At 62.7% G+C, this 14,948-nt stretch carries 11 protein-coding genes; all 11 read right to left on the reverse strand.

What is annotated here, in order from left to right; genetic code table 11:
• Positions 1-167: 167 nt before the first annotated feature.
• The 11 genes from ACL0K2_RS02405 to ACL0K2_RS02455 all read right to left on the reverse strand — a co-directional run bounded on the left by ACL0K2_RS02405 (position 168) and on the right by ACL0K2_RS02455 (position 14,948).
• The gene (locus tag ACL0K2_RS02405; RefSeq protein ID WP_413043700.1) at positions 168-1,547 is read right to left on the reverse strand and encodes an efflux transporter outer membrane subunit; all 1,380 of its coding nucleotides are present in this window, start codon (positions 1,545-1,547) and stop codon (positions 168-170) included.
• Positions 1,544-4,642 (reverse strand): efflux RND transporter permease subunit, encoded by a 3,099-nt coding sequence (locus tag ACL0K2_RS02410; protein ID WP_413043701.1) that lies wholly within the window; start codon positions 4,640-4,642, stop codon positions 1,544-1,546. Before ACL0K2_RS02410 ends, ACL0K2_RS02405 begins: the two co-directional genes overlap by 4 nt.
• Positions 4,642-5,805 (reverse strand): efflux RND transporter periplasmic adaptor subunit, encoded by a 1,164-nt coding sequence (locus ACL0K2_RS02415; protein ID WP_413044423.1) that lies wholly within the window; start codon positions 5,803-5,805, stop codon positions 4,642-4,644. The genes ACL0K2_RS02410 and ACL0K2_RS02415 overlap by 1 nt, the downstream gene beginning before the upstream one ends.
• A gap of 306 nt (positions 5,806-6,111) precedes the next feature.
• Positions 6,112-8,997 carry a hypothetical protein gene (locus ACL0K2_RS02420; RefSeq protein ID WP_413043702.1) on the reverse strand — a complete coding sequence of 962 codons (2,886 nt, stop codon included), beginning with the start codon at positions 8,995-8,997 and terminating at the stop codon, positions 6,112-6,114.
• Positions 8,998-9,069: 72 nt separating this feature from the next.
• A complete protein-coding gene (locus ACL0K2_RS02425) occupies positions 9,070-10,116 on the reverse strand; it encodes an EscU/YscU/HrcU family type III secretion system export apparatus switch protein (RefSeq protein WP_239610393.1) in 1,047 nt (348 codons plus the stop codon).
• A gap of 240 nt (positions 10,117-10,356) precedes the next feature.
• On the reverse strand, positions 10,357-11,175 hold the full coding sequence (gene sctT, locus ACL0K2_RS02430) for a type III secretion system export apparatus subunit SctT (RefSeq protein ID WP_413043703.1): 819 nt from the start codon (positions 11,173-11,175) through the stop codon (positions 10,357-10,359).
• A 21-nt stretch (positions 11,176-11,196) separates the two neighbouring features.
• Positions 11,197-11,439, reverse strand: coding sequence for a type III secretion system export apparatus subunit SctS (sctS, locus tag ACL0K2_RS02435; protein ID WP_272892037.1), 243 nt, complete (start codon positions 11,437-11,439; stop codon positions 11,197-11,199).
• A gap of 28 nt (positions 11,440-11,467) precedes the next feature.
• Positions 11,468-12,124, reverse strand: coding sequence for a type III secretion system export apparatus subunit SctR (sctR, locus tag ACL0K2_RS02440; protein WP_045162147.1), 657 nt, complete (start codon positions 12,122-12,124; stop codon positions 11,468-11,470).
• Positions 12,117-13,139 (reverse strand): type III secretion system cytoplasmic ring protein SctQ, encoded by a 1,023-nt coding sequence (gene sctQ / locus ACL0K2_RS02445; RefSeq protein WP_413043704.1) that lies wholly within the window; start codon positions 13,137-13,139, stop codon positions 12,117-12,119. The genes sctR and sctQ overlap by 8 nt, the downstream gene beginning before the upstream one ends.
• Before the next feature lie 10 nt (positions 13,140-13,149).
• A complete protein-coding gene (locus tag ACL0K2_RS02450) occupies positions 13,150-13,623 on the reverse strand; it encodes a hypothetical protein (RefSeq protein WP_413043705.1) in 474 nt (157 codons plus the stop codon).
• Positions 13,620-14,948 (reverse strand): FliI/YscN family ATPase, encoded by a 1,329-nt coding sequence (locus tag ACL0K2_RS02455; RefSeq protein ID WP_058075825.1) that lies wholly within the window; start codon positions 14,946-14,948, stop codon positions 13,620-13,622. The genes ACL0K2_RS02450 and ACL0K2_RS02455 overlap by 4 nt, the downstream gene beginning before the upstream one ends.

Here is a 14,948-nt window from a genome sequence, read left to right on the forward strand (position 1 = left end):
AGCGATCGCCTGGACGTTGAAGGCGCCGCCGATCAACTCCGCTAGCGTTGACGACTAAACAGGTCGAGCAGCACCCAAGATTCCAAGCGTTGTTCACCTCTTTCAATGGCGCTTCGATCGCTCCCGAGCTTCGAGCGCTCCGGCGCAGTGAATAGCGATCGCATGGGTCAGTTACCGTTCGCGGCAAGCGGCGTGGAAGGAAGGGCGGGCGCGACGCCGATCGTCCGGTGCAGCTCGACCCAGCGCAGCGAGATGTCGGCGCTCGCTTGCACCTGATTGCGCTGGATATCGAACAGGCTGCGTTCGGCATCCAGGACCTCCAACAGCGACACGGTGCCGATCTGGTATTGGTTACGCGCCAGCGCGACCGCACGCGTGGCGGACGTAGCCGCCTGGTCGAGGCGCTGCTGGCGTTGCCAGCCCTGACCGTAGGCATGAATGGCGCTCTGGGTTTCCCGCATCGCCTGGCGTAGCGACGCTTCGTAGGCCAGCAGCGCCTGTGCCTGGCGTGCATCGCTGGCCTCGATGCCAGCGCGAATGCGGCCGAAGTCGAACAGCGGCTGCAGCAGCCCTGCGGTCAGCGACCAGGCGGGGACGCTGGTGCCACGTTCGAATCCGCCCAAGGCACCCAGCGTCAGTTGCGGATAGCGCGCGGCCCGGCTGGCAGCCAGCCCCGCTCCCGCCGCCGTGAGGCGCTCACTGGCTGCGCGTACATCGGGGCGTTCTCGCAGGATCTCCACCGGCACCTCGAGCAACGCCGCCAACGCATCCTCATTCGGCAGGCTTGTCGTTTCTGGCCCATCCGCAAGAATCGCGTCAACCTGTTGATATTCAGTGGCCAGCAGATAGGCCAGCGCGTAACGTGCATCGACTTGTTGCTGACGTGCGACGGGGATTTCCGCTTCGGTGATCTGCACCTGGGCTTCGATCCGCTCGAGATCCAGGCGACTCACGGTCCCCTGGGCAAAGCGTTCACGGGTCACCCGGGCGATTTCACGCTGCGTCTCGCCAGTGCGGGTGGCGATCGCCAACTGCTGTTGCGCCAGACGATAGCTCAGGTAGGTGTTGGCAACCTCGGCCATCAACCCGATGCGCAAGCTCCGGTAGTCCTCCCAAGAGGCACGTAGCTCGGCGTCGCTGGCATCGCGCAGGGCACGCAACCGACCGGATACATCCAGCTCCCAAGCCAGATCCAACCCGTAGAAGTGGTCGTTCGTTCGGCCGTCCTGCGCGTTGCGGGCACGTCCGTATTGACCGCTGATGGCGATATCAGGCCCCAGAGCAGCCGCAGCCAGACGTCGTTGCGCACGTTGCTCGCGTACCCGCTCATTGGCGCTCAACAGGTCGAGGTTGTCGCGCAGTGCCAGGCGAATCAGACGCTCGAGCGATGGATCCTCGAAGCTCTCCCACCAGCGCGGAGACAGAACAGCCAGTGCTGACGGCAGTGCGGATGCTGGCTGCTCGAGCGGTTCGTCCCTGCCCGCCTGGCCCGCGCATCCAGCCAAGCCGAGCATGACCACCAGTACCCATGATGCTCGCGCGTTCATGCCACCTCTCCTGTCGGTTGAGCGGTGGCCGGTGCGCGATCGCGCCGGGACAAGCGATCCAGTGCCAGGTACACGACGGGGGTGGTGAGCAGCGTCAGCACCTGACTGAGCATCAGCCCGCCGACGATGGCCACGCCCAGCGGTTCACGCAGCTCCGCCCCGGTTCCGAACGCCAGCATTAGCGGCACCGCCCCGAGCAGCGCGGCCAGGGTAGTCATCACGATCGGACGGAAGCGCGTCAGACAAGCCTGGTGGATCGCCTCGCGTGGCGACAACCCGCCTACCCGCTGGGCATGCAGAGCGAAGTCGATCAGCAGGATGCCGTTCTTCTTGACGATGCCGATCAGCAGAATCAGCCCGATCAACGCCATGATCGAGAAATCCAGTTGCCAAGCCCACAGCAACAGAATGGCGCCAACGCCGGCCGACGGTAGCGTCGACAAGATGGTCAGCGGATGGACGAAGCTCTCATAGAGCACGCCAAGGATGATGTAAACCGCCAGCAATGCAGTGAGGATCAGCAGCGGCTGGCTGGCCAGCGAAGCCTGAAACGCTTCAGCGGCGCCCTGAAAGGTGCCGGTCACCGAAGCCGGCATGCCGATCTCTAACTGCAGCGCATTGAGTTGCGCCACTGCGTCGCCCAGGGCGACACCGGCACGCAGGTTGAACGAGATATTGGCGGCCGGCAGCATGCCGTTATGGGAAATGACCTGAGGGCCGCTTTCCTGGTCCTCGAGGCGGGCGAAGGTACGCAGCGGCACCATCTCGCCCGTGGTGGGCGAACGCAGATGAAAGAAGGCCAGGCTCTCGGCGTTGCCCCGCTGCGCCGTGCTCAGCTCGAGCACAACCTGATACTGGTTGGTCTCAGTCTGGTATTCGTTGATCTGGCGCTGGCCGAAGGCGTCGTACAGGGCGTTATCGACGTCAACGGCGGAGAAACCGTAGCGGGCGGCCTCATCCCGGTCGATGCTCAGGCGGGTGATATTGGCGTCCAGTTGCAGGTCATGGGACACGTCCTGGAACTCGGGCATCTGCCGCAGTCGATCGGTCAACGTCCGGGTCCACTGCGCCAGCTCCGCACTGCTCTGTGCGCGCAGGACATATTGATACTGGGCACGGGGCACCCCAGCGCCGATGTTGATGTCCTGGGCCGCACGCAGAAAGACTTGGATTCCCGGCACCTGCGCCAGCTGTGGGCGCAGTCGGTCGATGACTTCGCTGACGTTCTCGTCACGCTCCCCGGGATCATTGAGCACCAGCCACATGCGGCCGTTGCCTATCGAGTCGCTGGCAACACCGCCGACGCCATGGTTGTAGCTGATGATGGCTGGATCCTGGCTGATAACCGCCTGCAGTGCCTGGTGCTTGGCGACCATCTCGTCATAGGAGATGTCTGGTGCGGCTTGGGTGAAGCCGACGATGAAAGCCGTGTCCTGCAGCGGGAAGAACCCCTTGGGAATCATCACGAAGCTCGCCACGCTCAGCATCACGCTCAACCCGAAGATGCCGAGCATGGTGCGCTGGTGATCCAGCGCCCAACGCAATACCCGGTCATAGCCGCTGACCAGCCGCCCGGTTATGCCCGTCGTGCTGGACTGACGGTGTTTCGGTGCCCGCATGAACAACGCCGCCAGCGTTGGCACCAGGGTCAGACAGACCACCACCGAGATCAGGATGGCGGCGGTCGCCGTCAAGGCGAACTCACGGAACAGGCGTCCAATCACACCGCCCATGAATAACAGCGGAATGAACGCCGCGATCAGCGACACACTGATCGACACCACGGTGAAGCCGATTTCCTGTACACCCTTGAGCGCCGCGTCGTAGCGAGTGTCCCCGGCCTCCAGATGCCGGTGGATGTTCTCGACCACCACAATGGCATCGTCAACGATGAACCCTACCGCTATCACGATAGCGACCAGGGTGAGGTTGTTCAGGCTGAAGCCGGCCAGATACATCACCGCACAGGTCGCAACCAGCGAAACCCCCAGCACGGTTGCGACGATCAGCGTTGCCGACCACTGGCGCAGGAACAGCGCCATCACCCCTACGACCAGCACAATCGCGATGACCAGCGTCAGCATGACTTCGTGCAGCGAGGAACGAATCGTGCGCGTACGGTCGTTTAGCACTTCGACTTCCATCGCCGCCGGCAGCGCTTCGCGCAACCCCGGCAGGGCTGCCTGAATACGCTCGGCAGTGGCCACGATATTGGCGCCCGGTTGACGCCGAATCACCAGAACCACGCCGGGTCGACCATTGGGCCAGTGCTGGGTATAGTCGTTTTCCGCGCCAACCCGGACCGTCGCCAGGTCCTTGATCCGCACCGCCGATCCGTTGCGGTAGGTGACGATTATGTCCTCGTATTCGTGCGCCTCGAACAGCTGGTCGTTGACCGCCAAGGTGGAGATGCGGTTGTTGCCGTACAGCGCCCCCTTCGGCAGGTTGACGCTGGAGCGCTGTACGGCTTCGCGTATGTCGCCCAGTGTCACCCCGGCGCCGGCAAGCACTTCCGGGCGGGCCTGGATGCGTATGGCCGGCCGGTGCTGACCGACCACATCGATCAAGCCGACGCCTTGAATCTGGCTGAGCTGCCGCGCCAGAACGGTTTCGGCGTGGTCGCTAAGCTCGATCAGGGACAGGTGGTCGGAGTTGACGCGCAGGATCAGGATCGGGCTGTCGGCCGGGTTGACCTTACGCCACGTCGGCAGGCTCGGCATGTCCTCCGGCAACCGCGCCGAGGCTGTATTGATCGCGGCCTGGACTTCCTGGGCGGCGCTGTCGATGTCTTTTTCCAGATTGAACTGCAGGTTGAGCGTGACCATGCCCAGGGAACTGGACGAGGTCATCTCGGTGATGCCCGAGATCGTGCTGAGCTGAACTTCCAGAGGCGTCGCCACGGACGAGGCCATGGTTTCGGCACTGGCTCCGGGCAGGCTGGCGGTTATCTGCAGGGTCGGAAATTCTGCCTCGGGCAACGGCGCGATGGATAAGCGCGGAAATGCCAGCGCGCCAAGCAGCACCAGGGCGACGGTCAGCAGAATCGTGCCGACCGGGTGATCCATGAACCAGGCGTAGAGGCTGCGCGGGGCCATCAGAATCCCCTCCGGGTGGCCATCGCAGGTTCCGGTTGCTGGGCCTCATCGAGCGTACGGACGGCCACGCCCGGCCGCAGCCGCGAATGCCCATCGACCACCACGGTGTCCCCAGCGGCCAGGCCACTGATCACAGCAATCTCGTTATCAGAATGGAGCACCTGTACCGCTTGGGGCGCGGCGCTGCCGTCCACGACACGCCAGACCAGGACCTGATCGACACCCTGGCGCAGTGCTCGATGTGGCACCACCAACGCGTTCGGCAAGGTCTGCACCGGAAGGCTCACGGTCACTGACTGATCCGGCCATAGGCGTCCGTCTGGGTTGGCGAAGTCGCCCTTGATCCGGATGGTTCCAGTCTGCGTCGACACTCGGTTGTCTATCAGCGTCAGGAGCCCTTCGCCGAGCAGCAAACCACCGTCGCCCGAGTACGCCTGCAGCAGCACCGGGTCGCTCTCGCTGCCAGGCCGCAGCGCCTGCAATTGCGGCAACATCCGCTGGGGTAACGACACCTCGACGCTGATCGGGTCCAGCTGCACCACGGAGAACAGCCCCTGTGCATCGCTGGCCCTTAGAAAATTGCCTTCATGTACGTTGTGAATCCCTACCCGACCATCGCTCGGCGCACGGATTTGAGTATGTGAGAGCTGTACCTGACTGGCTGCCACGCTGGCTTCGTGGGTGCGTAAAGTGGCTTCCAGCTGGGCCACCAGCGCACGTTGCTGATCCAGCGTCTGGGTAGCAATGGCCTGGGTTTTGGCCAACGATTGATAGCGGCGCAGATCCAGCCGGGCGGACACCAACTGAGCCTCGGTCACCGCTGCCTGTGCCTTGGCCTGCTCTACCGCAGCCACAATCGATCGATCATCGATACGAGCGAGCAGGTCTCCGCGTCGGACAAGCTGCCCTTCCTTGACCGGCAATTCGACGAGCACACCGTCGACCTGCGCGCGAATCTCAACGCTGCGCTGGGAGCGCACATTGCCTAGGGCGCGGATCAGTACCGGTACAGAGCGTTGCTCAACGATCCCGATCCTGACAGGCACCGCCGGCGCTGTCGCAGCGACTGTGGCACCAGACGTCGAATCCCCGTAAAAGACGGCAGTAGCAACGGCCGCACAGCCTATGACCAAGGCCGAAGCCAGCGCTTTCCTGAACGTAATGAGCGTCGCCACAACACTCTCCTTAACCCTAGAGGTTCCACCACTCTAGGGAGAGCAGACTGACGTCAATGTGACGGGTGGCTAACAGGAAGATATCAACGGGTCATTGGGCGAATGCGCGGGCAGGTTTTGGCAAATCGGCGGGTTTGCTCCGCTTGATGTAGGTATTTATGCACCTAAATGTCGACGTTGGTGCTAGGCGTTGTGAGGCCAGCCGAGAGTCTTCCTGGCACAAAAAAGCTACGCTCGCTTCACTGAGCGCCAGTCGGCCGGCCGCCTGGACGCCTCGTGCGTCCTATGTGCCGACTAGCTAGCAAGTGTTTGCAGGTCCAGGATCTGCAGAACCGTGTCCATCTGATTCATCGACAGGGGCGTGGCGTAGCCGCTGTAGGTGAAGTGTGGACGATCGGTGTTGTTGAATTCAAAGAAGTCATCGTCGTCGCTGGCGTCCGGAATTTGCTCGAGATCATTGTCCACCTCATCCAGGGACCGGTGAAGATTGTCTCGCAGCACACCAAGACGATCCGCGGGCATCGCATTGATCCAGGAGACGAATCCCTGCTGATCAGCTGCATCATTGAGGTCGAATCCCCGGCTATTGGCGTAGCGTTCGAGCAGGGGCAACACGCTATACCCTTCCCCACTCTGATCCGAGAGTATTTGGGCAGCACTGTTGCTGAAGCCGGCCTGTGTCAGGAACGTCACCGTGGTTTCAGTCTGGTACTGGTTGGCCTGCTTGACCTGGTCGTACTTCATATGGATTCCGGTGCCCAGCAACACCACGCCGATACCGATCGGTCCCCACATACTGCCGGTGCCGACCGCCGCCATCACCCCGCCCACGCCGGTGCTGGCATACAGCGCCGCTGCCCCCGCATCCCCTTGATTACCAGCCTGCCAGGCATTGCGGAAGTCGTAGAGCGAGGTCAGCACACCGAGTACCTTCACCGGCATGCGATTGCTGCCGCCGACCAGTTTGTCGAGCGTACCGCCCTTTTCGAACATGCCGACACCGATCATCAACTCCGTGGTTTTCTGCGCCACGCCGGCGGTATCCAGGGAGAGTTTCAGTGCCGTCCAGACATTCGGGTCGTTCACCAGGTTCGTCTGTGAATTGAACATAACCGCTGTATTGCCGACCACACCCAACAGTCGCAGAACCTGCCCAGGCGCGGTGTCGCGGTTGAAGGCACGCACGCCGGAACGGGACGAACTCAGTCGATCGAAATCGTCGTTCATCGCCTGCAACCGAGCACGCGCATCGACGGTGCTCTCACCCGGCTGCGGCATTGCACGCTCGATCACCTTCATCGCCTCGTCCAGGTCGGCTTCGGTCACCCCAAGCAAACGAGCGGTCGACTTGCTGTTGAAATTGTCCAGCGCGTTCTGCGCGTACTGGTAGCTCTTCGGGTTGGCGGGATCGAGCGAGGCAAGCTCCGGTAACACGGTACGGCGAATGATCTGCGTGGCCGTTTCCTCGACGAACTTGCGCCCACGGTCGGTCAAACGGCCGTATTGGCCGAGCAGCTGCATGCTTTGCGGGTCGGACAGTAGCGACGGATCACGATCAAGTGCCATGCCCAGCGCGGTAAAGGTGTCGGGGTTATCGAATGATGCAATCAGTTCCCTTGCGAAGGCGCGCTCTTCGGGGTTCTCGATGCGGCTCAGCCGAGCATCCAGTTCAGCGCTGCCCATGTTCTGCAGTTCGGTCGCGAATTCTTCCTCACCTTCAAATAGCTCCGGGTAGTGCGCGTCGATGGTCGCGAGGTTTTCCAGCACCTGCTCACCATCATCGGCAAGCTGATCGCGCAAGTCGGTGGCCTTTTTCTGCCAGTCCTCGTTGCCCTCGACGTACTGGTCTACCGCATCGGCGAGTTGGTCATCGGTCATCACCGATCCGCCGTTTTCCTCCAGCCAAGTCAGCTCCAGCAGATGGTTCTGGTAGGCATCGACGTGCTCGCCGATGCGCTGTGTGTTCTGTGTCAAGCCGGGAAGGATGTCGCCTTCAGTGAGCGTGGTCGGGAAGTCACCCTCGTAGTGCCCGACAAGCGCGAGGGGATAGTTCAGGCTGCCACCTCCGCCGAGATGCTGACTGATGCCATGCATGTGGTAAAAGCCCATCGCGCTTAACCGCTCCAACGAACGCTGATCGGCCTGGGGGTCGAGCCGGCCGGTCAGATTGAGCAGATGGTCCATGCCCTGAGTCCCCACGCGCAGCGCGCCAAAATCGCTACTGAGCGACTCGGCGAATGCCTCCTCCAATCCGGGCAGCGCCGCCTCGACCAGTTCGCTGGTGAGCGCGGGTTCCAGATCGGCGCTCATTTCATCAAGGCGACGGAACAGCTCCAAGGTCTTGAATACGTGTGGGTCCACCGCATCCTTGTGCTCTTCGGTCAGCGCGGCCAATGCCTGATCGGCAGCTCCCTCAATGATGTCCCGCGCGTCCGACGACCGCAGGAGCGCCTGCTGTACCTCGGGTGATGCTTGTTTGAAACCTGTGTTCAGGCTCTCGAGACGTTCGAGCGGATCGGTCTTCGCTTGTGCGTCGGCAACGAGCTGGCGGGCCTTCGTCTCGATGGCGCTACCGCTATGCGAGGACGCCGCAAGGGTAATGCCTTCGGCGCTGGCGGCCTGTTCTATCGCCATTTGTGCCGGCCCGGCATCGGTCCAGTTCTCATCGAACAGGCGCTGCGCGGCGGCTTTGCGCGCGCCGGCAGGCAGTGCGCCGAGGTATTCACGGACGTCGGCCACCAGCGTGTCGACCTCGGCCTGGTGGTCGATCTCACTGGCGTCCGCGTATTCGATGGCGTTGCCGCGGGTATAGAGATCATTCAGGAACAAGGCTTCGCCGTTGGGTCGCTGAGCCAGCTCCACAGGTGATGGTGGCGGCAGGAACAGCACCTCTCCGGTGTCGATGTGATCGAGACTTTCCAGCTGCGGATTGAGTTGTTCGACCTCCGGCAGCTCGACGTCGTACGCCTCGACGATGTCATTCAAGGTATCGCCGCGCTCGACGACCACCAGTCGCTCCTGTGGTTGCTGCTGGTCCAGACGCGCATCGTCAGACGCCCTGGCGCGATCGCCTACAGCCTTCTGCACGGCCTGGCGGAAACGCTCGCGCTCTTCCTGTGCCTGGGTCTGAAGGTTGCGCACTAGACGGCGCGCGCCCGAATCGTCGATCAGCAGAGCCATGTGATGTTCTCCGAAGGTTCGTTGAAGGCAGGCCCATACGGGCAGAGCAATGAACGAGCACGTCGTGCACGCTTATATCAACCGTGCGGAGACCAGCAGGTCCGCCACACGCTGGAAATAACGATCAGGCACCGGAGCGCCAGGCGGCGTGCGCTTGCCGATGGCCTCGGCCAGCTCGCTGTCGGTGGCCAGGGGCAGGCCGAGCTGCGCGGCGCGTGCCAGCACGGCCGAGGATTGTTCGGGTGCCGCGCGGAACACCACGACCGGTACAGGCGTCTGCCCACGGACATAGCGCAGCCCGACGAGCCAACCACCGGCCTGGCCCACTATCAGCGTCGCCTGCTCAAGACCGAGGCGCGCGCCTGGTGTTTGGAAATCCTGCCGCAGACGCCGCCGCTCACGCTTGATCAGGGGGTCACCTTCCATGTCCTTGTGCTCACGCTTCTGCTCGCTCTTGGTCATGCGCATTTCGCGACTGAACAACCAGCGCTGGATCAGCAGGTCCACTGCCCCCACGACCAGAAAAGCGATGAGGGCGGTCACTACCAACGGCGTCAGGAGTGAAAGGAAGGAGGAATAGACGCAGGCGGCGCCGCAGCGGGACGACTCCATCAAGGCCTGCAAGCCGAGGCGATAGACGATCACCAGAGCCACCGCTACCACCAGCAGCTTGAACAGCGTTTTGAGAAATTCGGTGATGCTGCGCATCGAGAACAGGCGTTTGAAGCCCGCAACCGGATTGATGTGCTGGACGTCGGGTTTGATCGGCTCTGCGGTGAATACCATGCCGCGCATGGCTGCGACGTTGGTGACGATTACCGTTGCGACGGTCGCCACCAAGATCGGCAGCGTTGCTGCGATCAGCAGGCTGAACGCCTCGGATTGCACGCGTGGCCAGACCGTGGCGAATGGCTCTACATAGACGCGTGCCACAGTGCCGAGAAATTGCTGCACGCGGGCATGGATGCCGTCGATCAGCACGACCACACACAGAGTGCAGACGAGCATGACCATGCCGGTCACAAGATCCTGACTCTTTGAGAGCTGTCCCTTCTGCCGTGCATCACGCAGCTTCTTGTCGGATGCAGGCTGGGATTTCTCTTCGCTCTTGTCACTCACCGCAGCCGTGCCTCGCGTTCAAGCACCAGTGCCCGCGCCCACGCGGGATTCAGCGAGCAGACGATCATACTCAGGCCACCGGACACGATGGACATGCGTTGTCTCCTTCGGGATATCGACGCCAGACGACACGACTTCCATCCCGAAGCCAAACAAGCTAATGCGAGGCGGCTATCCAGCCGCTTTGGTATGACTCTGCCGCGACACGATGACAGAGGTATTGCAGTAGGCGGCCCGCCGTCAGTCGAACGCAGCCGCCCCCATGGGGAGGCTCGAATCAAGGAAGCGTCGGAAAAGCGTCGGCAGCGCCTCCAGTTCCGTCAGCATGAACGGCACCAGAAACGCGGCATACAGCGTTAGCAGAAAGGCGAACAGGAGATTCTTGACCGGCAGCGAAAGGTCGAACACATGGAGCTGCGGTGCCATCCTTGAGAGGTACGCCAGCAGCAGATCCGCCACCAGCAGAGCGATGACCACGGGCGCGATCATCAGCACGCCGATGCTCATCAGCCGGTCGAGCACGTGCAGCAACTGCAACGCGGTGCTCTCGACCAATACCGGCGTCAAAGCCTGCGCTGGCCATAGGGTGTAACTACGATAGAAGCCATCGAGCATGGCAATGAACCCGCCGGTCATGAAGAACAACGCGATCAGCGCTACCGTGAGAAAGGTCGAGGTCACACTCGCCTCGCCAATACCCAGCGGATCGAGCAATTGCGCCATGGTCGATCCCCGTTGCAGGTCGATCAGCTCACCGGCGACCTCGGCCGCCCAGAACGGGATACCGAACAACAGCCCGATCGCAAGTCCGATCACCAGTTCCTTGACCAACAGCCCCGACAGCATCAGTGGCGACGGCGCGTCCAGGCTCGAAAATGCCAAGAACATCGCAGGTGCCACAGGGATCGCAAGGACCACCGCCACGGCCGAACGCAGCAGACCGGTCAGCCCGAGCCGGTTGAACGCAGGCGTGATCATCACCAGGCCCAGTGCGCGTGCGACTGCCAAGCCGAATGCGCTGAGTAACGGATAGGCCAGATCGAAGAATGCTGAGGCCAATTCACCGCCGGCAAACACGGCCTAGCGGGTCCAGGCAGGAAAACGGTCGAGCATCTGTCCCGCCAGGTCAGCCACTTCACCGCCCAAGAGCGGCCCGGTGACGATCAACACCAGCAACACCGCCACCAACTTCACCGCCTGCGGCAGGGTCTGATCCTGGATCTGCGTCAGCGCCTGCAAGAGTCCGACGCCAAAGCCGACCAGGATGGCGACGCCAAGCGCCGGTGCGGACAGCAGCAGCACCAACAGCGCAGCGTCCTTCATCAACGCCACGAAAGCGGCTTCGCCCACGTCAGCCTCCGTAACTCATGATCAGACCATGCATCAGCCGCGACCAGCCATCGACCGCCACGAACAGGAAGATCTTCAGGGGGATCGAAATCAGCGTCGGCGAAACCATCATCATGCCCATCGCCATCAGCACGTTGGAGACGATCAGATCGATCACGAGGAAGGGTATGTAGAGCAGGAAGCCGATCTCGAACGCGCGGGTCAGCTCCGAGCTGACGAACGCCGGGATCAGGACGACCAGATCATCATCGCGCAGGTCAGCCCGCGCTTCTTCCGACCATAGGTCCTCGGTGGCATCAAGAAAGAATGCCCGCTCGCTCGGCTCAGCGTAGCGCGACAGATGCGCCTGCAACGGCGCGCGAAGCACACCGGCGGTGGCTTTCACCTCCTCGACGCTGTCGAGCGCCAAGGGTCGGTTCTCCAGTTGACGGAACAGCTCTCCTGCCAGAGGGGTAGTGACATACACGGCCAGGATCAGCGCAATGCCGTAAAGCACCAGGTTCGGTGGCGTCTGCTGAACGCCCAGTGCGTTACGGATGAGAAACAGCACCACGGAGATCTTCAGAAAACCGGTCATGGTGACCACCGCCAGCGGAAGCAGGCCAATGGTGGCGACCAGCAGAATGATGCCGAACAGGTTCGGCTCGAACTCATTCATCGGCGGCGAAGCTCGTCAGTCGCACACCCAGCCCCGTGCCAAGCGTTACCAACTCGCCGCGGCCGATACACCGGCCGTTGACGGTGAGCTGCACCGGTTCGGTGAGGTTGCATCCAAGCTCCAGCACACTGCCCTCGCCCAATTCACGGACGTCACCCAGCGGCAACTCCAACCGGCCTACCTCGCAAACCAGGCGTACCGGCAGGCGGTCCAGTGCATCGTTAGGCGATGCATGTGAAGTCGTGGAATCAAGCGAGGCTTCCATGGGGTTAGGCTCCATCAGACGAAGGGAAGATAGGGGCGCAAGCAGCCGAACCGCGGCGGGCCCGGCGGACTCACACGAGGTTTCAAACGCCTCGGCCAAACACAGTCGATAGCGGGCAGCGGGACGATCGAGCATCACGACATCACCAGGACGCAGACTGCGCAGGTCACCGAGCGTGAGCGACTGCCATCCGCATTCAACCACCGCATGCAGTGGTATGACGGGTAGCCGATGCGGCGCGATAGGAAGTTGTTCGAGCAGATCGGCCAGCAGATGCGCGGCTCCGTCATCCAGATCGATCCAGCCATGTGCTTCGGCTGACGGCAATCCGAAGGTGACCCCCAGACGCAACCGGCAGGCATCAACGGGACCGTCGATATCGAACCGAACTGGCCGCTGAAGACGCTCTTCCAGCTGGGCGATCGGCCCGAGCAGTGCCTGTTCCACGTACAGGGCTCGCCAGGGCGACGGCAACTGCGGCCAGTTTTCGATCCCCATCAGTGCAGCCGCTTGGACGCCCAGATGCAGACAGGCGCGCGCAGAGCCAATGCTCAGCGGCAGGCCGGTCAGCGCCTGGTGTGCCGTCTTGGGCGCCGTCAGTTTCGCCAGCCGCTCACCCGCCACCGTACTGATGGGCACCGGCAGCCGTCGCCGATGCAGGCGCGCCATCAGAGGCAGGAGATCGGGAGGAACGGCGGGCAAGCTGTCACGCAGAGGCCGGTAATCAGATGAACGCTCGGGTGTCGTCACTCGGTCTTCCTTAGGGCCAGTCGGGGCGCGTGAGGCGTTCAGCCTCGTCTTCGTCGTGCAGATCGGCGTCCACCCGGGCCTTGTTTGCTTGACGTTGACGATGAAGCTCCATCGCCTCGCGTCGTTTGCGCTGATGCGAATGGTTACGGGCAAGCGCATCCCTTTGCGTCTCGGCGTCGTCCTGTGCCACGCGCGCCTGTTCGATCGTTCGCTGGTGGCCGGCCTCTTCGCTGGCAACGCTGATTCGCCGGGCGTGCTCCTGCTGCAGCGCGTCGAGATCAAGCCGATCGCCGTTCAGGTACTGGAGTGTCGATGCGTCTTCGGCCTCGAGTTCGTCGAGAAAGCGCTGATAGTCCTGCTGCGCATCGTTTGCACGCCGTGCCGCTTCCCTTGCGGTCTGGGTCTGTCGGGCCAGCGCAGCAGCAGCCTGATGTTCTCGCAGCTGACGCAAGCTCATCAGGCGATCAAGGGTTGGGCCGGTCATCGGGCCAGTTCCGTCATGGCCCGCAGGGTGTCGCCGAGCGTCGAATGTTCGTCCGTAGCCTGGCGTAGAAAGCGGTCGATGACCGGCTTCCGGGCGATTGCAGCGTCTATTTCCGGGTCGTTACCGGCCTTGTATTCGCCAACCTGCAACAGCAATTCGATATCCCGGTAGCGCGACAGCGACTCACGAATGCGCGCAGCGGTTTGCCGTTGCAGGGGCCGGGTCACTGCATCCATCAGACGGCTGCGGCTGCGCAGCACGTCGATGGCGGGAAAATGGTTGCGCTGGGCGAGCGATTGACTGAGGTGAATGTGCCCATCAAGGATCGACATCACCTCCTCGGCCACCGGATCCTGACTGCCCTCGCCTTCAGTCAGTACCGTGTAAAGGCCGGTAATACTGCCCATGGCACCCGGCCCCGCGCGTTCGAGCAAGCGAGGCAGCGCCGCGAACAGCGAGGGCGGATAGCCGCGACGGGTCGGCGGCTCGCCAGCGGCCAGGCCTATTTCACGCTGGGCGCGGGCGAAGCGCGTCACGCTGTCCATCAACAACAGAACATGGCGGCCCTGGTCCCTGAAATGCTCGGCGAGAGCTGTCGCGACATAGGCCGCTTTCACCCGTTCCATTGCCGGGCGATCTGAGGTAGCGACAACGGCAACGGTGCGGGCCCGAGCCGTCGGATCGAGATGACGGTCCAGCAGCTCCCGCACCTCCCGGCCACGCTCACCGATCAGCGCGAGCACCACCACGTCCGCCTCGGTGCCTCGCACCATCGAGGCCAGCAGTGAAGACTTGCCCACCCCCGCCTCACCGAACAAGCCCATCCGCTGGCCGCGCGCGAGTGTCAGCAGGCCGTCGATTGCGCGAATACCCAGCTGCAAAGGCTGCTCGATCAGCTGACGATCAAACGGCGCCGGTGGCTCGGCCTGTACTGAACAACGCCCCATCGGCGGCAGGCTCTCGCCTTCCGGCCCATCGAGCCATTCGCCAAGTGCGTTGATCGCCTTGCCGAGAAGCCCGTCACCCGCTGGCACCTGCAAAACCGAGCCAGTCGAAATGACTTCGGCACGGGTGGACATCCCGTCGAGGTCCCCAATTGGGGTAAGAATCGCTTCTTCGTCGGCGAAGCCCACGACCTCAGCGGGAATCTGCCGTCCGGTCAGTGGATCACGCAGATAACAGAGTTCACCAATTCGCGCCATCGCCAGGCTGGCATAGACCATCACACCGCGAACGCGACGTACACGGCCACGCGGAAGACGCGGATCGGCCTGTAGGGCGCGCTCCTGCAAGCGTGGCAACAGGTCGCTCAGGCGCTGGTCCAG

Origin of the sequence: Pseudomonas sp. YJ42 (genome assembly GCF_047225135.1) — a bacterium.
GTDB classification, from domain to species: Bacteria; Pseudomonadota; Gammaproteobacteria; order Pseudomonadales; family Pseudomonadaceae; genus Stutzerimonas; species Stutzerimonas stutzeri_E.

Bases quoted from the DNA above. Each gene is read 5' to 3' on its own strand.
- ACL0K2_RS02420 (WP_413043702.1), bottom strand. From the start codon at position 8,997: ATGGCTCTGCTGATCGACGATTCGGGCGCGCGCCGTCTAGTGCGCAAC.
- sctR (WP_045162147.1), bottom strand. From the start codon at position 12,124: ATGAATGAGTTCGAGCCGAACCTGTTCGGCATCATTCTGCTGGTCGCC.
- sctS (WP_272892037.1), bottom strand. From the start codon at position 11,439: ATGAAGGACGCTGCGCTGTTGGTGCTGCTGCTGTCCGCACCGGCGCTT.
- ACL0K2_RS02450 (WP_413043705.1), bottom strand. From the start codon at position 13,623: ATGACCGGCCCAACCCTTGATCGCCTGATGAGCTTGCGTCAGCTGCGA.
- ACL0K2_RS02410 (WP_413043701.1), bottom strand. From the start codon at position 4,642: ATGGCCCCGCGCAGCCTCTACGCCTGGTTCATGGATCACCCGGTCGGC.
- ACL0K2_RS02405 (WP_413043700.1), bottom strand. From the start codon at position 1,547: ATGAACGCGCGAGCATCATGGGTACTGGTGGTCATGCTCGGCTTGGCT.